The organism is Spirosoma validum, assembly GCF_014699035.1.
In the GTDB taxonomy this organism is placed as follows: Bacteria; Bacteroidota; Bacteroidia; order Cytophagales; family Spirosomataceae; genus Spirosoma; species Spirosoma validum.
On sequence record NZ_JACXAA010000001.1, the window covers coordinates 299,895 to 324,036 of the forward strand.

Consider the following 24,142-nt stretch of genomic DNA (forward strand, 5'->3'; position numbering starts at 1 on the left):
TCCTGTTTTTCGTATCACTCAACTCGGTAGCTGACGCTTCTCTATCAGGCGTTAGCTGGCTGTGGTTTTGTGAATGTACATCCTGACTAGTATTCAAATGATATCCTCTGCTTCATGCTTCGACTTCTTCTTTTTTTTACACTGCTGCCAGGTTTGGCCGTAGCTCAGGCTACGTTTATAGGTAAGGTTACTGATAAAACCACTCAACAGCCACTCATTGGCGTAACGATTTATTTCCCCGCTCTGAAGAAAGGGGGATCAACGGATACGCTTGGACTATGCCGCGTCGCCGACCTTCCGGCGGGTTCACATAAGGTTGAAGTACGTTTTCTAAGCTATAAAACGCTGACACGTACCATACGGCTCCTTTCGGGCGAGACGGCGGGCGACTTCATACTGGAACCCGAGGCCGCTCAGCTTCAGGAAGTTATTGTAACCGGATTAACTACAGGTTCGACGGTAAAAGATAGTCCTGTGCCGATTATGACGTATAACAAAATCCAGTGGCTGCAGACTAGTTCAACCAATCTAGTCGATGCTGTTGGTAAGCTCCCAGGTATGTCGCAAATCACGACCGGCGTGGGCTTGTCGAAGCCAGTTATCCGTGGGCTCGGTTTTAACCGAGTCATTACAGTGCATGATGGCGTTCGTCAGGAAGACAACCAGTGGGGCGAAGAGCATGCACTACAAGTTGATGAATACAGTATCGATCGGTACGAAATCATTAAAGGTTCGGGAAGTTTGCTTTACGGTTCCGATGGACTTGGTGGTGTAATGAGCCTGATTTCATCCCGCCCGCCCGAAGCAGGTGTATTTCGCGGACAAGTGCTAACCAATTACCAAAGCAATAATGACATGATCGGCGTGTCGGGCATGATAGAAGGTAGTTCGCAAAAAGGCTTATTTGGTCGGGTTCGAGTAAGTACCAAAAGTGCGGGCAATTACCGGAATAAATACGACGGGCTGGTATACGGTTCGGCTTACAGAGAGTTTGATGTAAACGGTACGATTGGGATTAATCGCAAATGGGGTTATTCACAAGTATATGTTTCTAATTGGCACCAGGACATAAACATCGTAACGGGCGAGCGCGATCCGAGTGGCCGTTTTCAGGAATTGGTTCGCATGTCCAGCGATTCAGAAGCACTGGCCCCTGTTTCTGATGCCACGTTACACGGACGCACAATCGATCCGGCCAATTATCAGAACCTGAATAATTTTAAGACTTCCTGGAATACGTTTGCTAAAATTGGGAGAGGTAATATCTCGGCCATTATTAGTTATAGTCAAAACCGGCGGCAGGAATTTGCCAGCACGCTAACGCCCGGCCAGCCAGCGCTTTATTTTTACCTGCAAAATGTCTTCTACGACCTTAAATACTACTTCGGTGGACGTAACGGCTGGGACTTTACGATCGGCAGCAACGGCCTCTGGCAATATAACCAGAATAAGGGTTTACAGGTGTTGTATCCGGGCTATCGCTCCTGGGATAGTGGGCTTTTTCTGTTCGCGCAAAAGAAAACAGATCGGTTAACTGTAAATGGTGGCTTACGAATGGATGTCCGGCGGATGCAAATTAATAAGCTTTATGCCGATGCAGACGGCGTTTTCAGCGAAGCACCTATTACTGGAGGCCAGGTCCGATTTGCAGGGTTGACTAAAACCTACTCGAATCCAACAGCTAGTTTCGGAGCCACCTATGCCTTGTCGAGTCGCTGGACGGTTAAGGCGAATCTTGGACGCGGTTTCCGCGCACCATCGACACCCGAGTTATCGGCCAATGGCGAACATGCTGGTACGTTCCGTTACGAAATTGGCAGCCCGAACTTACGCTCGGAAACCTCGTTTCAAGCCGATTTAGGAGTGAATTATGAATCACCCGACGTATCAGTTACGGCCAGTTTATTTCAGAATCGGATCAATAACTACACATATTCAGAAAAAGTCCTTGACCGATTCGGCCGTGATTCGATTGTAGACCCATCCCGACCAATTTTAACCTATCGCTATACACAAGGGAATGCCGTCTTGTTCGGGGGGGAGGCACAGGTGACAATAAACCCCCGCTCGGCTCGTTGGTTGCACCTGACCACGAGTTACTCGCTCGTACGATCGCGGAATCTATCGTCTACTTCTGATTCGACCCGCTATCTACCCTTTCTTCCTCCACCTCGCGTCATTGGCCAGTTGAAGGTAACGAAAAACGAGGCAGGTAATCATTGGCGAAACTTGTACGCTTTACTGGAAATTGAACATAACTGGCGGCAAAATCAGGCTTTGCTAGCTTATGGTACCGAAACGGAAACGCCTGCTTATACGCTGGTTAACATCGGTGCAGGCAGCGACGTAGTGAATGCAAATGGCCGAGCGCTCTTTCAGCTTTTCCTGACGGTCCAGAACATATTTGATATTGCTTATCAAAGCCACCAAAACCGACTGAAATATTTTGGTGTTAACGAAGCCACCGGCCGACGGGGCGTTTATAATATGGGCCGGAACGTAAGTGTGAAGGTAGTGATTCCGTTTGGAGGAAAGTAAACAATAAAATGAAGAAGTGGCGTGGCGGAGAGAACGATTACTTTCTCTTCGCCACGCCACTTCTTCATTTTATTGTCCTTATTTCAAGGTTGCTACGGCATCCTTAATGCGCTGCACAGCTTCGGTAAGTGCTTCGTCAGAAGCAGCTGTTGAGATACGTAAACAATCAGGAGCGCCGAAACCGGAACCTGCTACGGTTGCCACGTGTGCTGTATTTAATAACCAGCCAGCAAAATCGTCGGAGTTTTCAATGGTCGTCGTACCATCTGACTTACCGTAATAATAGCTGATGTCGGGGAACGCATAGAAAGCTCCTTCTGGTACGTTCGTACGGAAATGAGGCACTTCTTTCAGCAATTTCACGACTAAATCGCGCCGACGATGATACGCTTTGGTCATTTCCATCGATGGCTCTAAAGGGCCTGTCAGCGCAGCTACCGTCGCTTTTTGGGCAATCGAGTTCGTCCCCGACGTAACCTGGCCTTGTAACTTCTCAACGCCATCGGCAATCCATTTAGCAGCACCGATGTAGCCAATACGCCAGCCGGTCATGGCAAAGCCTTTCGCTACGCCATTCACCGTAATAACACGCTCAGCGATCTCCGGAATCGAGCCAATACTAAAATGGCCCTCTGGCGTGAAATTGATGTATTCGTAAATTTCGTCGGCCAGTACGTACACATGTTCATGACGGGCTACTACGTCAGCGATTGCGCGCAGTTCGGCTTCCGAATAGATTGACCCCGTCGGATTGTTCGGCGATGCATACATCACAATCTTCGTCCGGTCGGTAATAGCGGCTTCAAACTGCTCGGGCGTTACTTTGAAATTGTTCTCGAACGAACCGTCCACAACAACAGCTTTCCCTTCGGCCAGTTTCACCATCTCGGAATAGCTTACCCAATACGGCGAGAAGATAACAACCTCATCACCAGGGTTAACCAGCACCTGAATGACGTTAGCCAGCGAGTGTTTGGCGCCCGTCGAAACGACAATGTTTTCCGGTTTCCAGTCAATATTATTGTCGCGCTTGAATTTATCAGCAATCGCTTTGCGGAGATCCGGATAACCTGCAACAGGCGAGTAGCCGTGGAAACCGTCGTCGATGGCTTTCTTAGCGGCTTCGCAGATGTGTTGTGGGGTTTTAAAATCTGGTTCTCCGACGCTCAGGCTAATTACTTTATGGCCCTGAGCAGCCAATTCACGGGCTTTTTTGGTCATCGCCAGCGTGGACGATTCCTCCAGCGCGTTGATGCGGTCGGCTAATAAACTCACGGTGTCAAGCGTGGCAGACATAATCGGTGGTGTTTTTGAGAAAATGATAACAAACTGGCTGCAAAGGTACTACGTTTTCATCGGAGGGCCGATATTGTTTATAAATTAAAAATTGTCACCTCGCTTTCGTCAGGGCAATCAGCTAATAGTTCAAGTGTCGTTTTTTCTAAAATCGGATGCGTAAATTCCGGTGAAATTTCTGCCAGCGGAGCAAGCGTAAAGCGTCGGAGGTGCAGATAGGGATGGGGAACTGTTAACGTATCAGTGTGTAAAATTCGGTGGTCGTAATATAGAATATCAATATCAATGAGCCTTGCGCCCCATTTTTCCAAACGAACGCGGCCTAACGCCTGCTCAATAGCCTGCGTCTTCAACAATACAGCTTCAGGTTCTAATTCCGTTTCAACCGCTAGTACCTGATTCAGATAGGTCGGTTGATCAGTAATACCCCAAGGCGCTGTTTCATACATATGTGATTGCTGACGTACTAATCCGACTTGTTCTACAATCAAATCCACAGCCCTACGTAACGTCATTACGCGGTCACCCAGGTTCGCACCGAGAAGGAGAATCGTCATTTTTAATGATAAATGATCAAAGACTATTAAATAATCATGAATGATTATTTAATAGTCTTTGATCGGTTTGATATCGTAGTACGCTTTGATGGCAGCCTCACTGGGCGTTTTGGCAGGTCGTACGATACGAAAGCCAACGAAGGAGGCCGACGTTAACCACCAGTCGGATTTGGGACTCTGCGGATCGAGTACTTTCCAGGCGGGTGCTGAAGGAGTCCGGGCGGCTGAACGTAATACTTCGGCACCATCGTCCCAGGAACCACCGCGCGTCGAGTTTGGGTAAAGAGTTGTTGTCGGTGCGTACGGTTCTTTCACTTTACCACTGGCCACCTGTTTGTAATAATCTTCCATGTATTGATCCTGCGTCCATTCCACTACGTTTCCATGCATGTCATACAGGCCGAACGGATTTGGTTTTTTGGTACCCACTTTCTTATAAGCGCCATCGCTGTTGCCTGTAAACACAGCATATTCGCCTAATTTCTTCACATCAGCCCCGAATGAATAGGGCGTTGTCGTATTTGCCCGACAGGCATATTCCCACTCGGCCTCGGTTGGTAACCGATAGAACACGCCTGTTTTTGCATATAGCCAGGCACAAAATTTGATGGCCGCATACTGAGTCATATTAATTGCCGGATAACCAGCCCGGCCCATGCCAAACGACATGTCCACATAGGGAGGGCTTGGTCGGGTCGTCGCGTCCGTTTTTGGTAAGTTAGCGTCAGACTCAGTGTATTTTGCAGCCATTTCCTTCTCCATATTCGTAAAGGCAAACAAGTCGTACAGATCCCACGTAACTTCGTATTTACCCATGTAAAACGGCTCAATCGTGACGTTATGCTGTGGGCCTTCGTCGGGTTTATGTCCTTTCTCTGTGGCTGGACTACCCATCATAAATTTACCTCCCGGAATGGCAACCATCGCGTACGTCTGATTACTGCCGGGTACGACTTGCGTATAGGATTTAAAGTCGGTGGTAGTTTGTGCATTTGCAACGACAGCCAGTTCAATTAATAAGGCTACTGTTGATAGGAGATGTTTAGGAGACATTTTGGGTTATATAGAAAAAGGATTTACTACCCATTGACAGGTAAAAGTACGAACGATTTTCTTTGTTGTACTTTTGTCAAATAACAGTGCTCATTTTTTCTTCTGTACAAACGGCAACTCAATAGACGTTTTCATTTGCAATGACTATAAAGCTCGATAAAAAAGCGACTAAGGACGAGATAGCCAGCTTACTTCGGCAGGTGAAGTCTGTTAAAAAACTGGATGTCCAAAAATATGCGGGTAAACTAAAGTGGGGGCAGGATGCGCTTCATTTCCAACAGGAATTGAGAGATGAATAATCCAGCAGGACTATTCGTTGACACTAATGGCCTGATTCGTCTATTAGAAGGTGATGAATTAGTTGTTAACCTGTTGACTGACCAATTGGTGTATATGTCTGTGATCACTGAAATGGAAATGCAGTGTAAACCGAATCAGCCGTCAGAAGATCGTAAGCTGATCAAACGTTTATTAAATGATTGCATTATCGTTGAGCTAACTCCACAAGTCAAAACCGAAGCTATTAAAATTCGTCGATCAACCCGAATGAAATTGATGGACTCAATTGTAGCTGCTTCGGCTCGAACTATAGGTTTACCAATCGTTACTGGCGATAGTGCTTTTGAACGAGTTTCACAATTAGATCTGATTCTTTTACCTCCCCGCTAATCCTTTATAGAAAGGGGAGCATTAACTTATGAATTACCTATCAGCCGAAAATTTAACGAAGTCCTACGGCGACCGTACTCTGTTTAAAAACTTAACGTTCGGCGTAAATCGGGGCGATAAAGTGGCTATTGTCGGTGCTAATGGTTCCGGGAAAACCACCCTCTTGTCCATTCTGGCGGGTGCAATGCCACCCGATTCGGGCGTTGTCAGTCAACGGAAAGATATTACGATTGGCTACCTCGATCAGCAACCTGACTTTAACGATGCGCTAACCGTAATGGAAGCCGTACTAGCAGGCGAAAGTGCCCAACTCGATGCTGTGCGGGCGTATGAACACGCGCTTGCCACTGAAGACCATGCTGGTCTTGAGCAGGCGATGGTCGATATGGAAAAGCTGGAAGCCTGGGATTATGAATCACAAATCCGGCAAATGTTGGGCGAATTGGGCATTCAGGACGTCATGCAACCCGTCAGTTCGTTATCCGGGGGGCAACGCAAACGAGTAGCCCTGGCGCGGGTGCTGATTCAGAACCCCGATCTGCTGATTCTGGATGAGCCGACCAACCACCTCGATCTGGAAGCCATTGAATACCTCGAAAATCACCTCAATACCAATAACGGTACGTTGCTGATGGTTTCCCACGACCGGTATTTTCTGGATCGGGTCTGCAACCAGATTGCCGAGATGGATAATGGTCAGCTCTATACGTACAAAGGCAATTACGCGTACTTTCTGGAGAAAAAAGATGAGCGTGAAACAGCGGCAGCGTCTGAACTCACCAAAGATCGCAATACGTTCCGGCGCGAGCTGGAATGGATGCGCCGGCAACCAAAAGCGCGGGGCACAAAAGCCCAGTATCGAATTGATGCGTTCGACGAACTAAAGGAAAAAACCAGCGGCAAACGTAACGACGGTGAGCTGGACCTGAATCTACGGATGTCTCGCCTGGGCAGTAAAATTCTGGAAGTCGAAAATCTGAGTAAACGCTTTGGTGACAAGGTATTGCTCGATCATTTTACCTACACGTTCAAGCGCCCCGACCGCGTGGGTCTGATCGGGAAAAATGGCATGGGTAAAACAACGCTCATGAACATGCTGACCGGGCAGATTCGACCTGATTCGGGGAAAATCACGACGGGTGGCACCGTGAAGTTTGGTTATTATACGCAGACCGAACTCAATTTACCCGAAAATCAGCGCGTTATTGACGTAGTGCAGGACGTAGCAGAAGTGATGAAACTGGCGAGTGGTGACACGATTACAGCTACGCAGTTATTGAGTCGCTTCCTGTTCGACCGCTCCAAGCAGTACGACTACGTAGCAAAACTGAGCGGGGGCGAAAAACGGCGTCTGCAATTGTTGCTGGCTCTGGTACAGAATCCAAACTTCCTGATTCTGGATGAGCCCACCAACGACCTCGACATTACGACCCTGAACGTACTGGAAGATTTTCTGCTTAACTTTTCGGGCTGCGTACTGATTGTGACGCACGACCGGTACTTCATGGATCGGCTTGTTGAGCACGTTTTCGTGATGGAAGGTGCCGGAAAAGTCCGCGATTACCCAGGAAATTATACCGATTATCGGGAGTGGCGGGATTCCCAGCCAAAGAATACGTCACAAAATGATAAACCAGCGCCGACTGCGATTAAGAACCAAACGCCTGCGCCGGTAGTTTCTTCCGAAATAGTAAATGGGAACACGAACGGGTCGAAAAAGAAACTGTCGTTTAAAGAGATCCGTGAATACGAAACGCTCGAGAAAGAAATCGAGAAACTGGAACAACGAAAAGCTGAAGTTGTGGATCTGATGAATATTGGCGGGCATCACGAAGAATTGATCGCCTGGGCGCGGGAAATCGAACAGATTGACCAAAGCATCGCCGAAAAATCGGACCGTTGGCTTGAACTGGCGGAGTACATGTAGTAACGGGTCTTTGGCCCGTTAAGCCGCGATTGCGGTAACTTTAGGCCTAAACCATTTGCCGCTATGGCGGCCTAACGAGCCAGAGGCTCGTTATTACATTATGGATCAGATTGTTGAATTTTTCAGGTACATTCTTAACTCCGAAGAAATTATTCGGACGGGTGGTCTGGTGATTATTACGCTCATTGTCTTCGTTGAAAACGGCTTTTTCTTCGGCTTTTTTCTCCCAGGCGATTACCTGCTGTTTCTATCGGGCGTATTTGCCGGAACCAAGCTACTGAACGTACCACTCTGGCTATTATTAACCTGTATTTTCGGGGCAGCTGTGGTTGGCTCGCTGATCGGTTATTTAACTGGCTATTACTTTGGCGGCAAAATCAAGAATCGACCTGACTCCCTGTTTTTCAAGCAGAAATACATCGACAATACGCGGGATGCTTTTGTTAAATATGGCAATAGCGCATTAATTATTTCCCGGTTCTTACCCGTTGTCCGCACGTTTGCTCCCCTACTGGCGGGCCTGATTCATATGCCCTTCCAGTTTTTCATGATTTACAACGTAGTAGGTGGCGCTATCTGGGTAATAACGCTGGTCGGTGGTGGCTTTTTCTTTGGCGCTCAGTTTCCAGGCATTGTCGACTACGTCCAGTACATTATACTGTTCTTCTTGGCGATCACTACGTTCACCGTTATCAAGGGATATCTGAACGCCCGCAAAGAAAAGAAAGCTGAAAACGTTTAAATTTTCAGCGATAGATTTCCCGACGATGGCCAATGTCAATAATTAGTACTAATAGCTTATCATCTTCTATTTCATAAACAATACGGTAATCGCCTACGCGAATACGGTAACCCAGTCGTCCTTTCAACTTTTTGCAACCTGTCGGACGTGGATTTTCAGCTAAGTCCTGAATGGCTTCCCTTATTCGTTCGTATAATCCATCAGGCAATTTTTCAAGCGCTTTTGCCGCTCGATTACTGATCTGAACCTGATACACGTCGTTTAGTACGTTTAGCCTCTACTTCTTTTAAAACGTCGTTCAATGGCCGAAACGTCAGTTTTTCTTCTTTTGCTTTATCATAAAGATGGGCGGTATGATTCTCATCCAATTCCTCCAATAATTTATTAAAATCGTTTATCGGCAGAATGACGCCCGTACGATTGCCTTTCTCGTCGGTGATGAATTGCGGTTTCATGATTTTTTTCTGTGAAGTTCTGATGCCAATTATACCCAAATATAAATGAACTAATTCAGGTCTTCTCTACCCAGACCGTTTTCACGTTTACAAACTCTTTAATACCTACTTCCGATAATTCCCGGCCAAAACCGGAGGTCTTAATTCCCCCGAACGGCACGCGAGCGTCGGAGCGCATTAATCCATTTATAAATACAGAACCAGCCTGAATTTGTCGTGCTAGCCGGTCGGCTTTTGCTACGTCCTGCGTCCAAAGGGCGGAACCGAGACCAAAATCTGACTGGTTTGCTAATCGAGTTGCATCGGTTTCGTCTTTAGCTTCGATAATAACCGCTAACGGACCAAACGTCTCTTCGTCAAAAGCAGCCATTCCGGGTTTTACTTTATCCAGCAACATCGGTGCTACGTTGCAACCATCCCGCTGACCACCCGTTAGTAGTTTCGCCCCTTTTGCTACCGATTCGCGACATTGGCGTTCAATGGCGTCGGCAAGGTCAAGGCGAGCCATCGGTCCCATTGTCGTAGCATCGTTCATTGGATCACCTTGCTTAATTTGATTTATTTGGTCTAGAACCCGTTCGGTAAACTGCTTTTTGACCGACTTCTCAACAATAAATCGTTTGGCGGCAATGCAACTCTGTCCGGCATTCTGCATGCGGGATTTTACGGCTACCTCGGCCGCTTTTTCAAGATCAGCATCGGCCAGTACAATCAGCGCATCGGAACCGCCCAACTCCAATACCGACTTTTTGATTTGACTCCCCGCAATCGACGCTACGGACGCGCCCGCCCGCCCGCTTCCGGTGAGCGTAACAGCCTTGACGCGCTTATCGTTTAACAATCCTTCTACAGGCGGAACGCCGATCAGAAGCGATTGAAAAACACCCGTTGGCACCCCACACGATTGAAAAGCTTCCTCAATTGCCAGCGCACAGCCAAATACGTTAGGTGCGTGTTTAAGTAAACCGACGTTCCCGGCAATCAGCCCTGGAATAGCGAATCGCATCACCTGCCAGAATGGGAAATTCCAGGGCATAATGGCGAGCACGGGTCCCAGGGGCTGATACGTAATAAAACTTTTCGCTGCCTCTGTTTCAATGATCTGATCGGCCAGAAACACTTCGGCATGATCGGCGTAGAACGTGCAGGTTGCGGCACACTTTTCGACCTCAGCAATGGCTTCTTTGAGGGTTTTACCCATCTCAGCGGTCATGAGTTCACCGTAACGTTGTTTGTTGGCAGTCAGGTATTCGCCGACTTTACGCAGGTAACCAGTACGTTCTGCCAATGACAAAGCCGACCAGTCGGCAAACGCCCGGTCGGCTTGTTTTAGTTTGCGTTCGATAACCGTTTGGCTGTCGGCTCGATACGTTTTTATTTTTTTTTGAGTATACGGATTGACAGACGAAAACATGACGTATAGAATGTGTGCCTAAGCCAATCACACATGTAGTATCATACCGTCTATACCCGCTTATTGTTCGTCTTTTTCCAGTTCGGTAACCAATCTGGCCATTGTCTCGATCACCTGTTCCATGCGTTCATGGCCAACAATGGCGTCAAATTTGCGACGGGCTTCCTGCATACATCCTTCAAGAGCGACAAATAATTCCTTACCTCGATCATTCAGGAAAATAATGCTGGAACGTGAATCATTCGGGTTCTTCTGCGTATAAATATAGCCCTCCTCTTCCAGCAGACCGACAATTTTACTCATCATCTGTTTGGTTACGCAGGCCCGTTTGGCCAGCTCATTATTGGTTATACCGTTCTCTTCGATATTCGAAAGGAACATCAGGTAACTCATCTTAAAATCGGTATAGCCAAGCGCATGTAAACGAGGTTCTATAAAATTACTCGTAAATCGTTTGAGCCGCCAGAATAAGCGACCAACAGACCGTTCCCGAATCAGTCTAAATTGGTTAAAATCAAAGGAAGTTTTATCTGTTTCCACGATCATGAATGTAAATTAAATAACTCTGAAACAATTAGCTTCAAAATATTGTACAAATATAGTCAACCTACTTGACTTTATAGTCAACCTGGTTTACTTTTGTTGCGCATTAATTAAACAAGAGCAGTTGATCACAAAAATTGCTCATCACGAAAATAGACATTGATCGAATCTATATAAAATGGCAACGCAAACAACCACTGCAGACTTAACAACGACAGAAGAACCCAGTACGATACGTACGTATCTTCCACGCATCATTATTGGTTTAATCCTTATAATTGGCGGCTACTTTGGCTATCAGGCTTTTCGGCATAGCCAGCAATATGAAACAACCGATAATGCTCAGATTGAGGGCAACTCAGCGCCGGTTCTGGCCCGGGTTGCGGGCTACGTAACATCGGTTAATGTTGATGATTATGCCAACGTAAAACAGGGACAGTCGTTAATAACGATTGACCCGCAGGAATATGACGTAGCACTGGCGCAAGTCGAAGCCGACTACCAGCAATCGGTGGCCGACCTCGCCAACGCCCGCGCTGACCTGCAAAATGCACAGGCGACGGCTCGCAACGTAGTACAAAATGCCCGCGTTGCTCAGTCCAATGCCCAGGTGCAGGCGATCCGGCGTAACAAAGCCCAGCAGGATTTGCAGCGCGATCAGAATCTTTACAAGGAGCAGTCACTAACCAGAAAGCAACTGGAAGACTCGCAAAGTAATGTAGACGTACAGGCTGGTCAGTACAACGCGAATGTCGAGCAGATCAACCTCGCCAAAACTTCCGAGAGCGTAGCGCAGGCCGGTATTGCGAAAGCACAGGCCAACATCCAGAAAATTCAGGCGGTACTGAAAGTGAAACAGGCCGCTATCGACAACGCTAAACTGAAAGTAGGGTATGCCCATCTGGCAGCACCCATCGCCGGAAAAATTGGCCGGAAGAACGTAGTAGTTGGTCAGTACGTACAACCTGGGCAAACGCTGTTCACGATCGTAGCCGATTCAACCTTCTGGGTTGTGGCCAATTTCAAAGAAACACAATTAGACAAAATGCAGGTCGGTCAGCCCGTAGACATTACCGTTGATGCCTACCCTGAGCTGGAAATTAAGGGGCGCGTGGCGTCGCTGTCTGATGCTACCGGAGCCCGTTTCGCCCTACTGCCACCAGATAATGCATCGGGTAACTTCGTAAAAATCACCCAGCGTGTACCGGTTAAGATCGAAATCCTTAACCCGGAAAAATACAAAAGCAAACTACGGGCTGGTTTGAGTATTGACGCTGAAGTTCGGGTAGCAAACTAAGTAACTATGGCAGCGCAAACACTGGCCCTACCTGCACAGCCGCCGGCTTTGCCAACGGGCTTCAAGAAGTGGATTATCGTCATTACGGCCATTACGGCGGCCATTGTCGAGCTGATCGATACGTCTATCGTCAACGTAGGTTTGAACGACATTGCCGGTAGCTTGGGCGTAACGATTGAAGACGTATCGTGGGTTGTAACGTCCTACGCCATTGCAAACGTCATCGTGATTCCGATGACGGGCTTCCTGCAACGGTATTTCGGGCGAAAAAACTACTACATCGGGTCGATTATTCTGTTTACCCTGTCCTCATATGGGTGCGGATTTGCGACCAATCTCGAAACGCTGATTCTGTTCCGATTTTTGCAGGGTGTGGGTGGTGGTGCATTGCTTTCGACCTCACAGGGATTGATTTACGATGCCTTTCCAATGTCGCAGCGTGCTCTTGCATCAGCCCTGTTCGGGATGGGCATCGTGCTGGGACCGACCCTTGGCCCGACGCTCGGCGGTTATATCATCGACAATTACCACTGGAGCTGGATGTTCTACATCAACGTACCGATTGGTATTCTGGCCGCGTTTCTGAGCATTGCGTATATCGATAAGAAGGCTGACGAAGTCAATATCGACCGAAAGAGTATTCAAATTGATCAGTTAGGTATTCTGCTGCTGGCCGTTGGTATCGGAAGTTTACAGTACGTACTGGAACGGGGTGAGGCCGATGACTGGTTCGACGACAAAACAATTCAGTGGCTGACGGTTGCTGCGGTCATCGCCATTCCGGCATTCATCTGGTGGGAATTGCGTGGTACTAAAGAACCCGTCGTGGATCTACGAACGTTAAAGAATCGCAATCTATCCATCGGATCGATTCTGATGGTTGTGATCGGATATGGTCTGTTTACATCCGTCCTGCTTTATCCCTTATTTGCGCAACGTATCGTTGGTTTAACAGCTACCCAGACCGGTAAACTCCTGATTCCGGGCGGTTTAGTAACATTACCTATGTTCGCGCTGGCAGGTCGCCTGTTAGCAAAAGGCATATCGCCAAGGATACTGGTGGCGGTTGGGTACGTGGCTTTCTCAAGCTTCTGTTTCATCATGTCTACGTACACGATGGACACACCGGATAACTTCTTTATTTATGCCCTCATCATCCGGGGTATCGGGCTGGCTTTTGTTAACGTACCACTCATTAACCAATCCGTTTCGACGCTGGAACCCCGCCAATTACCGACCGGTATTGCCATTGTCAATATGATGCGGCAGGTAGGCGGTGCATTCGGAGTAGCGATCACGAATACGTATGTTACGCAGCGCGTGGCCGTTCATCGGGGCGATTTAGTCTCGAATCTGCAACCGGGCAATCCTATCCTGACCGAGCGACTAAATGCCATGACGCAGGGCTTAGCTGCCAGAGGGGTAAATGCCCTGGACGCCGTGACGGGAGCGTATAAAAACCTCGATTTGATTATCAGCAAGCAGGCGTTGATGATCTCTTACCTGGATACGTTCAAGTTGGCAGGCTTATTTTTTGTCGTCTCGTTCCCCTTGTTATTCCTGCTAAAAAGCAAAAAAATGGACGCTGCAACGGCGAAAGCTGTTGCGGATGCCGCCCACTGATTTCAGTCCTCATTCACGTTTCGGGAGGTTCAGCGATGGATCAAATCAGGATACGTATTTTCTGAACCCCCTGGAATTTTCTATAAAGCTATGAAACCAACATTTCTTATTATAGCCACACTGCTGGCGATTGGGGTGGCCAAGGCGCAAAACCCGGCGATACAACTGCCGGATGAGTTACGCACCTTAATTCAACAGGCAAATACGAATTACCCAATTCTTAAACAGCAACAGCAACAACTTCAGGCGGGTGAAATTCGCATTGATATCGCCCGAACGGCCATGCGCCCGAACGTAGCGTTCAACGGGTCATATGCCTATATCACCCCGGTGCCAAGTGTTACGTTTCCAATCAATGGGCAGGACGCCGTGCTGAAGCTAGCCCCTAACAACAGCGTCAACGCCAATGTGTCTGTTGGTCAAACCATTTATGATTTCGGCCGGACCGATGCGGCTGTACGGCAGGCGGCCGATAATGTACAGATCTTACGTCGGACGTATGAACTGACCCAGCAAAATCTGGGCTATCAGGTAGCAGCGGCTTACTACGGCGTTGGTTTCCTGCAACAGGCCATTACCGTACAGGATTCGGTGATTAAAACGGCGGGCGCCAATGTCAGACTGTTGGGGATTCGCTTACAAAATGGCGACGCCCTTCAGTACGACGTATTGTCACAACAGGTTCGGGTGAAAATAGCTATTAACCGCAAAATTGAATTACAGAATCAGCTCGAACGCCAGTTAGCCGCGTTAACGTATCTGACCGGTAGCGCACAACCTGCAATGGCTCAGGCGGCTCAACAATTCAAGTTAGGCATCGAATCAGCTCCTGTCCAGCTATTCGATATCGACGGGCAGTTTCAGACGGCAGCAACCGGCAACAAGGATATTCAGTTGGCCCAGGATCGGGTAAAATCAGCTGAAACAGATATTCTAGTCAATCAGAAAGCCGGGCAACCCAGTATTGGTTTTAGTGGGTCAGCCGGTTATAAAAACGGCTATCCACTGAATGTAGAGCAACTCCGTCCCAACATGATTGCAGGCGTCAACATTGTAGCGCCTATTTATTCGGGCAGACGGTATAAACTACAGAATCAGGCGGCCCAGTTAAACCTGAACGCCAGCCGTTTCGCGGTCGACAATGCGAATGCCCAGTTACGACAAAGTATCGCTTTATTAAACGCTGATATACGTAGCAACCAGACCCGGCTGGCAAATTTGGAAACGCAGGTCGAGCAGGCCCGAAAGGCGCTCGATATTGCCAACGCCCGCCTACGTAACGGTGTCATTACGAACGTCGAACTGCAAAGTGCTGAAACGGGTGTTGAAGAAGCGGAATTAGGACGCCTGAATTTTCAATATCAACTGCTGCTGAACCAATTAGAGTTGAAACGGTTGATGGGCGAGACGTTGTAACAAAATTAAAAGCTGTTAAAAAGTTAGCAATGTGTATACTAAACTGCTTTAAAACGACTTCTATAAACAAGTAGCAGGTTGAACTAAACGAAAGCCCAGTATGAAAAAGCGAGTTATTGAGATTCTGAAACAATTTGGCGTACCTGAGTCCGCCATTACTGAACAGACCCATTTTACGCGCGACCTGGGCCTGGATAGCCTTGATACCGTTGACCTGATCATGCAGTTAGAAAAAGCGTTCGGCATCCGCATTCCCGACGAAGATTATTCTCGATTAACCACCATGCAGGGCGTCCTGATGTATTTGGAAGAAGAGCAGGCGGTTATTTGATTCTAGCTGATAGTACGATTTATTTTTAAACGAACGGCCCAGAAGTTAAAACTCCTAGGCCGTTTTGGTTTTTTAAACCGCCATACTCACCAGCGCATTACCCCGTAATACGGGAACTACGTCGTACAAGTCGTGTTGGAGACAATACGTAATATCTTTCTGGATACCGAGTCGTTGAAGCCGTCGAATGTGTGAGGCATTCGACATGTAGGCAACCAGATTATCTTTTCCCTGCACGTAAAGCCGCCAGGCCATCATCGCGCTATCTTCGGCCATCGCATAGCTGTCTTTTAGGCGATCAACTAAAGCCCCTGCAAACAGCGTATCTTCCAGATTCACCCGGCCTTTCCAGCCAGCACAGAGCACCATGACGTCATAGCCTTCTGTTTTCAGGTAGCGAACAATCGCATCCAGATTCAGGAACGAACCGACCAGCACTTTCACCGCCGATCTTGATTTCGTAATAGCCAGCGTACCGTTAGTAGTTGTCATGGCTACGTTTTCGCCCCGGATGCGTTCGTCCATATACGTAAAAGGCGAGTTATCCAGCTCAAAACCTTCCACTCGCTTGGCGTTACGTTCCGCAGCGGCTAGATAACCACGTTCCTGTAATTTTTGACATTCCTCAATCGTAGCAACGGGAATGATGCTGTTGACACCGTACGCAAAAGCCGTTACCATGCACGATGTAGCACGAAATACATCGGCGACAACAACAATCGTATTCTCAACAGTGTGGAGATGTAATAAGTCTGGGGTAAGACAAACGTCTATTTGTTTCATTTTAGCTAGATGTGGTGCCGGTTTCTCAAAACCCACACCTTATTATTAACATGTCGGTTTCTCAAAACCGATACCATAAATACCCCTTATTTTTTCACGAAAGGTAGTTTAACGACCTGGGCTTTCAGGAGTCTGTCGCGGACTTTCACAAAGAGCTCAGAACCCGGTTTGCTGTAAGCTGTTTGTACGTAACCCAGTCCAACGCCTTTGCCCAGCGTGGGCGACTGCGTGCCTGACGTCACTTCTCCAATGGAATTTCCATCTCCATCAGCCAGTTCGTAATGACCCCGCGGAATGCCCCGATCGAGTAGCTCAAAGCCCACTAATTTACGCGGAACGCCTTGTTCTTTCTGCGCTTTCAGTACATCAGCGTCGATGAAGTCGTGGGTGAATTTCGTGACCCAGCCTAAACCGGCTTCGATAGGAGACGTTTCGTCGGTGATATCGTTGCCGTAGAGATTATAACCCATTTCCAGACGTAACGTATCGCGCGCACCAAGGCCGATTGGTTTAAGACCATAAGGTTCACCGGCTTTTGTGATGGCTGCCCAAACCTCCTCCGCCTGATGGTTCGATACGTAGATTTCGAAGCCACCCGCGCCTGTGTAACCCGTTGCGGACACAATGACGTTGGCGCATCCGGCAAAATCGGTTTTTTCGAAAGTATAATACTCCATCGAATCCAGATCGGCTGCAGTCAGCGATTGTAATGCTTGAGCCGCCATTGGTCCCTGAACAGCAAACAGACACGTATCATCGGAAATGTTCGTCATTGTCACCTCATAATCCGACGCATACTGGCTGATCCAGTTCCAGTCTTTTTCGATGTTCGATGCATTAACGACGAGCATATATTCGATGTCGCTGATGCGGTAAACCAGCAAATCATCGACAATACCACCCCGCCCATTAGGCAGGTAGCTGTATTGAACCTTGCCATCATAAAGCATGCTGGCGTCGTTGGCCGATACACGTTGAATCAGGTCCAATGCGCCTTCACCTTTGAGAATGAACTCGCCCATGTGCGAGACATCGAAAATACCAACAGCATTACGTACCGTATTATGCTCGTCAAGATCAGATGTGTAACGGACGGGCATTTCGAAACCCGCAAACGGCACGATCTTCGCGCCTAGCTGCTGATGAATATGATGGAGGGGAACTTGCTTAAGCGACATGTACGCAGAGGTTGTCTGGCAAAGTTACGAACGTAACGACGGGTTTCAACCTACGTGATGCTGGAATGGAATCAATAGAGTGTAAAATTGATCGGCAAATTATACTTCACCCGGACTTTTTGTCCACGATGAAACCCGGGTTTCCATTTGCCACTCATCTTTTTTACAACCCCTACGGCTTCCCGATCCAGGTCGGGCTGAACACTTTTCAGGACTTCATAATCGCACAACGTACCGTCAGTGCAGACTACAAAACTGACGAAAACTTTTCCTTGTGCCCCAGCTTTCTGAGCGGTAACCGGGTAACTAAGATTTTGACTTAAAAACTGACCCAATCCCGGCATTCCTCCCGGAAATTCTGGTTGTTGCATAACGGCGGTATAGCGTACCGTGTCCGCTCCGGCTGATCGTGCCTTTCCTGACTGCATGACACCTTTATCATAAGCTTCTTCATAAAAATAAGACCCATCAGCATGGCGACCCGTCCAATTCCCTTGCTTAAACCCATTTTCATAAGAACCCTGTTCGACAAAAAGTGTGTATATTGTTGTATCCTTGTCGGAGCGAACTTGCTTCTGATAAATTGCTCGTCCGTTGCCATTCGTTACTAATTGATGTCCCGTACTATCCCAGAAAGCCGTTAACAACTCTGGCTCACTCTGTGCCACCGGTGTAGGCTGACCGATGGCTTTTATCTGCTCGATCTGTCCATTCGCGTACCAGGTCATGATCGCTGTTTTTTCATCGTTTTTTTCGCGTTTCTCAGCTACGGCCCCATTCGGATGATAGGTAAAATCAGTTCCGGTAGGTTTACTATCCTGATAAAATGTCTGCTGAATAATCGTACCGTCTTCGTCAACAATAAAAAAACTCCCCTGCCAATCTTTTTTATGATCCTGGTTCCCAATCGTATAGGCTACCTTATGTGGAGAACTTGACTCAGTGTTTTTACGTCGAACCAGTGGCAATCTGAAATACTCTTTCCAGCCCTTACCTTTTAACTCATACACAACGACATCACCCGTAGGGACACCATTACTATCAACTGGTGCCATCTGTTTGTATTGAGCCTGAGAACTATCGGCGACAACTTTATTGTCAGCGCCAAAATAAGTAATTCGAGCTCCGTGCAAATACGTGAAGGGCGTATTAGGCTGGAACATAATGGGCATAGTTACCCGCTGACGAACGGCCTGGCCACCTTTCTTCGCCGGTTTCCAGGCGTTGAAGAGGCTAAAAGCCCGTACAGCCTCACGATCACAATCAGGACGTAGACTTTGTAATGCTTTTACATTCGAGATATGGCCATTGGGCTCGACGATACCTTCAACAACAATACGACCACCAGCCCCTAAGGCCTGAGCAGAAACTGGCTTTCGCAACGTACTCTGAATAAACGTATTAAAAAATACGACACCACCCCGCGGTTCCGCAGCACTGTCTACTTCGAAGACCTGGTATGCTTGTGTTGTTTGCGAAAACGCTGGCCAGCTTAAGAGCAGCGAAACGAGAAGAAGATAAATTTTCATAGATGCATTATCATTTTTTCAAATATTGCACCAAATTCTCAATTGAGCGAATACCAAGTTGCCTTGCCTGCTCCCGACGTATCATCAGGCAGTAACTGTTATTAAATCCCAATGGCTTTTGCCAGACAAGCTGATATTTTTCCAGGAATTGCTGCTTAACAAATGTGTAAACAGAGTCAGGCTGCATCGGCAATTTTTTAAGTTCTTCAGCCGGAGGTTGCAAAACAACCAGCAGCCCCGTTCCCGTATATTCCGGATAAAAATCGATAGCGCCGGTTCGTAGTGCGTCGAAACAGATTTGTGTACCACCCAGGCCCGTTTTCGTCACGACGCGCAACTGAGTTTTTCCTTCAATAAGCTGGCGGTAGATCTCAGCCAGGATATATTGCTCCGTAAATACCTTCGATCCCATCACCACCGTCTGCGGGCGGTCTCCCGATTTTGGAACCTGATACAAACCACCTTTCTTTAAAAAATCGGTCGCAATACGTTCGGGCGACTGGTGCAGATAATCGGCTCGGTAATTCAGGTCGGTCATGACTGAATCTGTGAGTTTGCCCGCAAGCAGATTCAGCGTAGGGCCAAGTTCAGGATAACGATCCAGTGTAACTTGTCGAACAACAGGAGCGGCATCGTACGGCGGAAACGCATGGCGGTTGTCGGTTAATACTAGTAAATCGAAGGCTTTGATCCGTCCATCGGTTGAATAGCCACTGATGATATCAACCTGTTTTTTATGAATGGCTTCATACATCAGATTCTGATCAATCAGCCGGGGACGTAGTGACAGACCGTAGATTTTCTGCAAACCCGGATACCCATCAGACCGACCATAGAATTCGTGCGCAAAACCGGCAATGAGCTTGTCCTGCCGACCAGGAAGCAAATAAAACGCCGATAGAAACGGCACCAGAATCACAAATGCCAGTGCGCCAACCCGCATTTTCTTAGCAGATAGATTCTGTAAACGAGCCAATCCGAAATCAAAACCAATAGCCAACAGAGCCGCCGGAATCGCCCCGGCCAGCATCATATTGACATTGCTGAGCGCGATACCACTGAAAATAAATTCGCCCAGCCCACCAGCTGCTACGTAGGCCGCTAGCGTTGCTACACCCACATTAATGACGGTAGCAGTACGTACTCCCGCAAAAATGACAGGCAGCGCCAAGGGTAGTTCGACTTTAGTTAAGACCTGATTATCCGTCATACCGACACCTCGTGCAGCCTCTTTTGTCAGTGGGCTGACTTCCGTAATACCGACATACGTATTGCGGATAATGGGCAGTAACGCGTACAGAAAAAGTGCCACCAGCGCCGGACCGACACCAATACCGAGCAAAGGAATCAGGAAACCCAGCAACGCTACGCTCGGCACGGTTTGCAACACACCCGCCACGCCCAGAACACTACTCGCCAGCTTCCTTTTACGCGAAATCAGAATACCGAGCGGCACCCCAATCAGCAACGCCAGGAGTAACGACACAAACGTTAATCCGATATGCGTCAACGTTTGCTCCAGCAGTTTATCAGCATGATCACGAACAAAGGCGAAGAAGTCGGACATTGGTTTGGTTGTAGGTATCACGGACTTTAGTCCGTATGAATACACAACATAAAATCAGATATGAAGTTGGCTACAAGTATGCGGACTGAAGTCCGCGATACCTACGCTTAAATATCCAGAAAATCGCGAACAAACTCGTTGGCGGGATTTTTCTGTAACTCAGTAGGCGTTCCCACCTGAACAATCTTGCCCTGATCCATAAGTACAATCCGGTTGGCCAGTTCGAGGGCTTCGCTTACGTCATGGGTGACTAAAACGACAGTTGTTTCTTTCAATTCGTTTAAGCCAAACAGCTCCCGCCGGACATGTCGGCGCGTGAATGGATCAAGCGCGCCAAAGGGTTCGTCCATGAGAACAACGGGGGGCTTAGCGGCCAAAGCCCGCGCCAGACCAACGCGCTGCCGCTGTCCACCGCTTAGTTCAGCGGGATAACGTAGCAAAACGGTTTCGGGTAGCTGAAGCTTATCAATTAGTTCGCGGGAACGCTCCTGAATGGCTGTTGATTCCCAATTCAATAGCTTCGGAACGGTGGCAATGGCTTCGGCAATGGTATAATGTGGAAATAGCCCACCATCCTGAATCACATAGCCAATACGTCGGCGGAGCGTCGGTCCATCCTGCTGACGGACATCAACTCCATTGACACGGATTGCGCCACTGCTAGGTTCGATGAGTCGGTTGACCATCTTCAGTGTTGTGGTTTTGCCACATCCACTCGTCCCCAGCAGTACCAGCGTTTCGCCCTGGCCGATGCTCAGCGATACGTTATCGACCGCCGTATGCGACCCAAAGCGTTTAACTAGATCCTGGATTTCGATCATTCTACGATCTGTACGCCTTTCCAGAAAGCAATCCGATCTTTAATCTGACTAGCCGCTGGCTTGGGTTGCGGATAATACCAGGCAGCATCCGTATTCGTCTTGCCACCGACAGATAGCGAATAATACGACGCAATCCCTTTCCAGGGACAGGTAGTACGTGTTTCGCTGCCCACTACGTAGGCAGCGTTGAGGGAATCTTTCGGGAAGTAGTGATTATTTTCGACGACAACAGTATCGTTACTCTCGGCGATGGTTTCGCCGTTCCAGATAGCTTTCATAAACGATTGTTTAGTACAAAGTTGTAAGACAGCCTACCGTAGTGGTTGACTGACAGATTTGATAACGGTACAACGCCACAATTAACCAACTGGTTTTTATTTAAGCACCTGGACTTCAATGACTGAATTATCATACACCCGATGGGTTGCTTTCTGAAAATCGGCGGCATCAGCTTTGTAGATGTTATCCACATATTTCTGTGGATTTCTGTCGATAAGTGGAAACCACGTACTCTGCACCTGAATCATCATCCGATGTCCCTTTTTGAAGGTATGCAATACGTCCTGTAACCGAAAATTCACGTCGGTTACCTCTCCCGATTTGAACGGTTCGGGTTTCTCGAATGAATTACGAAAACGGCCGCGCATGGCTTCTGAACGTACCATCTGCTGGTAATTTCCCAACGTAATGTTTTTATTCGGCATATAGGCGTGGTTGGGCTCATCAGGCGGATAAACGTCAATCAGCTTCACCACCCAGTCGGCATCCGTACCTGTTGTGCTGACTTTAAGCTTCGCCATAATTTCACCACCCAGCGTCATATCTTCCGTCAATACGTCCGTCTGGAATGTAAGTACGTCGGGCCGTCGACTGGCAAACCGCTGATCTTCCGACATGTAATTGAAGGGTGTGAATCCCTGCAACGTAGTAATATCTTCCGTGTACGGAACGGGTTTCATCGGATCGCTCACAAACTCCGAAAACGAATTGCCGCCCGCTTCAGTCGAACCCATTATTTTGTTCGTCGCCAGTTGTCCTTCTTTAGTCAGAAAGTACTGTGTTTTCTGCGCATTATCGGCTGGCCATTTATCAAATGTTTTCCATTCGTTACGTCCTGTATTGAACAGATACGCTTCGGGTAACCCCGTTTTTCCATCACCGGGTCCTTTCAAAAAGTGATCGAAGAATTTGGCCTCGATATTACGTTGGTAGAACGTAGCGATACTATCGCCGAAATAAACGTTGCTATGCAGGGTATGACCCGTTTCGCGCGACCAGCGACCGTGCCCAAACGGTCCCATTACGAGTGTGTTATACGTGCCGGGGTTGTTCTTCTCAACCGTTTTGTAGATGTTCAGCGGGCCGTATAAATCTTCCGCGTCGAACCAGCCGCCAACGGTCATCAGGGCATGTTTTATGTTTTTAAGGTGCGGAATGATGCTACGTTTCTGCCAGAACTCGTCGTAGTTTGGGTGATTGACGGTCTCCTGCCAGAAGAAATTACCCTTGTAATATTTATCTACGTTTTTCAACGGACCAAGATCGTACTGAAATTGAAATCCATCAGTAGTACCTGTCTTAATAAAGTCGTTGAGATACCAGTCTTTCGTGGTTGGAGCCGGATGCTGAACGCCAAAGACCGGGAACGTAAATAAGTAGGCTTGAATGAAAGCACCGTTGTGGTGAAAATCATCGAAGAAAAAGTCCGAAACGGGTGCCTGTGGCGACGATGCTTTTAGGGCTGGATGAGCTGCTACAGCGCCAGCAATGGTATAAAAACCAGGATAACTAATTCCCCACTGCCCTACCCGACTATTGTTGTTCGGTACATTTTTAAGCAGCCATTCAATCGTATCATACGTGTCAGAACTCTCATCGACTAACGTACTGCTAACGGGAGCCGTCACTTTCTTTTTTCCTTTCGCTACGGGTGCTGGTTGCTGGTCCGTTACGGAAGGCGTCATATTGGTCCAGGTGCCCTCCGACATCCAGCGACCGCGTACATCCTGATACACAAAAATGAATTTCTCCCGCATGAGCGTTCCCGATGGACCAACCTGCGTAGGATACGTATCAGCACCATAGGGCGCTACGCTGTAACACGTCCGCTGCATCATGAACGGGTACTTTTTCGTAGCGGAAGCATCTTTCGGAACGTAAACGGCCGTATGGAGTTTCGTGCCATCGCGCATCGGAATTTTGTACTCGAACTTCTGGTAATTGTCTTTGACGAAATTGCCAAGTGTCGTAGTTTGAGCCTGTCCTGACGTAACAAGAATGGACAACAGAGCCAGTAAACGGAGTTTCATAAAAAGGAATTGATGAGTGATAACCAAAGATACTGGATTGGCGAATACCGACCATCAACAAAAAACGCCCGATTGCGTCGGGCGTTTTTGAAAA

At 47.9% G+C, this 24,142-nt stretch carries 23 protein-coding genes; 9 read left to right on the plus strand and 14 right to left on the minus strand.

Features of this window, described 5'->3' with window-relative positions; genetic code table 11:
• Positions 1 to 114 precede the first annotated feature (114 nt).
• Positions 115 to 2,538: a TonB-dependent receptor gene (locus IC230_RS01180; RefSeq protein WP_191037130.1), complete on the plus strand. Its 2,424-nt coding sequence runs from the start codon at positions 115 to 117 to the stop codon at positions 2,536 to 2,538.
• A 78-nt stretch (positions 2,539 to 2,616) separates the two neighbouring features.
• On the opposite strand, the gene IC230_RS01185 is transcribed toward IC230_RS01180, so the two are convergent.
• The 3 genes from IC230_RS01185 to IC230_RS01195 all read right to left on the minus strand — a co-directional run bounded on the left by IC230_RS01185 (position 2,617) and on the right by IC230_RS01195 (position 5,444).
• Positions 2,617 to 3,834 carry a pyridoxal phosphate-dependent aminotransferase gene (locus IC230_RS01185; RefSeq protein WP_191037131.1) on the minus strand — a complete coding sequence of 406 codons (1,218 nt, stop codon included), beginning with the start codon at positions 3,832 to 3,834 and terminating at the stop codon, positions 2,617 to 2,619.
• Between the two features lie 77 nt (positions 3,835 to 3,911).
• A complete protein-coding gene (gene folK / locus IC230_RS01190; RefSeq protein WP_191037132.1) occupies positions 3,912 to 4,391 on the minus strand; it encodes a 2-amino-4-hydroxy-6-hydroxymethyldihydropteridine diphosphokinase in 480 nt (159 codons plus the stop codon).
• A gap of 48 nt (positions 4,392 to 4,439) precedes the next feature.
• Entirely contained in the window at positions 4,440 to 5,444 is a 1,005-nt protein-coding gene (locus tag IC230_RS01195; RefSeq protein WP_191037133.1) for a formylglycine-generating enzyme family protein, read from the minus strand.
• A gap of 140 nt (positions 5,445 to 5,584) precedes the next feature.
• On the opposite strand from IC230_RS01195, the gene IC230_RS01200 reads away from it, so the two are divergent.
• The 4 genes from IC230_RS01200 (at position 5,585) to IC230_RS01215 (ending at position 8,782) form a co-directional block, all read left to right on the plus strand.
• On the plus strand, positions 5,585 to 5,743 hold the full coding sequence (locus tag IC230_RS01200) for a hypothetical protein (RefSeq protein ID WP_191037134.1): 159 nt from the start codon (positions 5,585 to 5,587) through the stop codon (positions 5,741 to 5,743).
• On the plus strand, positions 5,736 to 6,113 hold the full coding sequence (locus IC230_RS01205) for a PIN domain-containing protein (protein ID WP_191037135.1): 378 nt from the start codon (positions 5,736 to 5,738) through the stop codon (positions 6,111 to 6,113). The genes IC230_RS01200 and IC230_RS01205 overlap by 8 nt, the downstream gene beginning before the upstream one ends.
• 28 nt (positions 6,114 to 6,141) lie before the next feature.
• Positions 6,142 to 8,040, plus strand: a complete 1,899-nt coding sequence (locus IC230_RS01210; protein ID WP_191037136.1) for an ABC-F family ATP-binding cassette domain-containing protein — start codon at positions 6,142 to 6,144, stop codon at positions 8,038 to 8,040.
• Between the two features lie 100 nt (positions 8,041 to 8,140).
• Positions 8,141 to 8,782 (plus strand): DedA family protein, encoded by a 642-nt coding sequence (locus tag IC230_RS01215; RefSeq protein WP_191037137.1) that lies wholly within the window; start codon positions 8,141 to 8,143, stop codon positions 8,780 to 8,782.
• Between the two features lie 4 nt (positions 8,783 to 8,786).
• On the opposite strand, the gene IC230_RS01220 is transcribed toward IC230_RS01215, so the two are convergent.
• The 4 genes from IC230_RS01220 to IC230_RS01235 are packed head-to-tail and all read right to left on the minus strand — an operon-like array spanning position 8,787 to position 11,197.
• Positions 8,787 to 9,038: a type II toxin-antitoxin system RelE family toxin gene (locus IC230_RS01220; protein WP_191037138.1), complete on the minus strand. Its 252-nt coding sequence runs from the start codon at positions 9,036 to 9,038 to the stop codon at positions 8,787 to 8,789.
• A complete protein-coding gene (locus tag IC230_RS01225; protein ID WP_191037139.1) occupies positions 9,016 to 9,237 on the minus strand; it encodes a hypothetical protein in 222 nt (73 codons plus the stop codon). The genes IC230_RS01220 and IC230_RS01225 overlap by 23 nt, the downstream gene beginning before the upstream one ends.
• Positions 9,238 to 9,292: 55 nt before the next feature.
• Positions 9,293 to 10,651, minus strand: coding sequence for an NAD-dependent succinate-semialdehyde dehydrogenase (locus tag IC230_RS01230; RefSeq protein WP_191037140.1), 1,359 nt, complete (start codon positions 10,649 to 10,651; stop codon positions 9,293 to 9,295).
• 60 nt (positions 10,652 to 10,711) lie between these two features.
• Positions 10,712 to 11,197 carry a MarR family winged helix-turn-helix transcriptional regulator gene (locus tag IC230_RS01235; RefSeq protein ID WP_191037141.1) on the minus strand — a complete coding sequence of 162 codons (486 nt, stop codon included), beginning with the start codon at positions 11,195 to 11,197 and terminating at the stop codon, positions 10,712 to 10,714.
• 175 nt (positions 11,198 to 11,372) lie between these two features.
• Between IC230_RS01235 and IC230_RS01240 the strand changes: the two genes are divergently transcribed.
• The 4 genes from IC230_RS01240 (at position 11,373) to IC230_RS01255 (ending at position 15,861) form a co-directional block, all read left to right on the plus strand.
• Entirely contained in the window at positions 11,373 to 12,491 is a 1,119-nt protein-coding gene (locus IC230_RS01240; protein WP_191037142.1) for an HlyD family secretion protein, read from the plus strand.
• 6 nt (positions 12,492 to 12,497) lie between these two features.
• A complete protein-coding gene (locus tag IC230_RS01245) occupies positions 12,498 to 14,114 on the plus strand; it encodes a DHA2 family efflux MFS transporter permease subunit (protein ID WP_191037143.1) in 1,617 nt (538 codons plus the stop codon).
• Between the two features lie 90 nt (positions 14,115 to 14,204).
• A complete protein-coding gene (locus IC230_RS01250) occupies positions 14,205 to 15,530 on the plus strand; it encodes a TolC family protein (RefSeq protein WP_191037144.1) in 1,326 nt (441 codons plus the stop codon).
• Between the two features lie 100 nt (positions 15,531 to 15,630).
• Positions 15,631 to 15,861, plus strand: coding sequence for an acyl carrier protein (locus IC230_RS01255; protein ID WP_191037145.1), 231 nt, complete (start codon positions 15,631 to 15,633; stop codon positions 15,859 to 15,861).
• A gap of 72 nt (positions 15,862 to 15,933) precedes the next feature.
• Here IC230_RS01255 and IC230_RS01260 read toward each other — a convergent pair whose 3' ends face one another.
• The 7 genes from IC230_RS01260 to IC230_RS01290 all read right to left on the minus strand — a co-directional run bounded on the left by IC230_RS01260 (position 15,934) and on the right by IC230_RS01290 (position 24,048).
• Positions 15,934 to 16,644, minus strand: coding sequence for a 2-phosphosulfolactate phosphatase (locus IC230_RS01260; protein WP_191037146.1), 711 nt, complete (start codon positions 16,642 to 16,644; stop codon positions 15,934 to 15,936).
• A gap of 86 nt (positions 16,645 to 16,730) precedes the next feature.
• A complete protein-coding gene (gcvT, locus tag IC230_RS01265) occupies positions 16,731 to 17,822 on the minus strand; it encodes a glycine cleavage system aminomethyltransferase GcvT (RefSeq protein ID WP_191037147.1) in 1,092 nt (363 codons plus the stop codon).
• A gap of 71 nt (positions 17,823 to 17,893) precedes the next feature.
• Positions 17,894 to 19,351, minus strand: coding sequence for a TonB family protein (locus IC230_RS01270; RefSeq protein ID WP_191037148.1), 1,458 nt, complete (start codon positions 19,349 to 19,351; stop codon positions 17,894 to 17,896).
• Between the two features lie 10 nt (positions 19,352 to 19,361).
• Positions 19,362 to 20,918: an ABC transporter permease/substrate-binding protein gene (locus IC230_RS01275; protein WP_191037149.1), complete on the minus strand. Its 1,557-nt coding sequence runs from the start codon at positions 20,916 to 20,918 to the stop codon at positions 19,362 to 19,364.
• A 107-nt stretch (positions 20,919 to 21,025) separates the two neighbouring features.
• Positions 21,026 to 21,739 carry an ABC transporter ATP-binding protein gene (locus IC230_RS01280; protein WP_191037150.1) on the minus strand — a complete coding sequence of 238 codons (714 nt, stop codon included), beginning with the start codon at positions 21,737 to 21,739 and terminating at the stop codon, positions 21,026 to 21,028.
• Positions 21,736 to 22,017, minus strand: a complete 282-nt coding sequence (locus IC230_RS01285) for a DUF427 domain-containing protein (protein WP_191037151.1) — start codon at positions 22,015 to 22,017, stop codon at positions 21,736 to 21,738. The genes IC230_RS01280 and IC230_RS01285 overlap by 4 nt, the downstream gene beginning before the upstream one ends.
• A 96-nt stretch (positions 22,018 to 22,113) precedes the next feature.
• Entirely contained in the window at positions 22,114 to 24,048 is a 1,935-nt protein-coding gene (locus IC230_RS01290) for a CocE/NonD family hydrolase (RefSeq protein ID WP_191037152.1), read from the minus strand.
• Between the last annotated feature and the right edge of the window lie 94 nt (positions 24,049 to 24,142).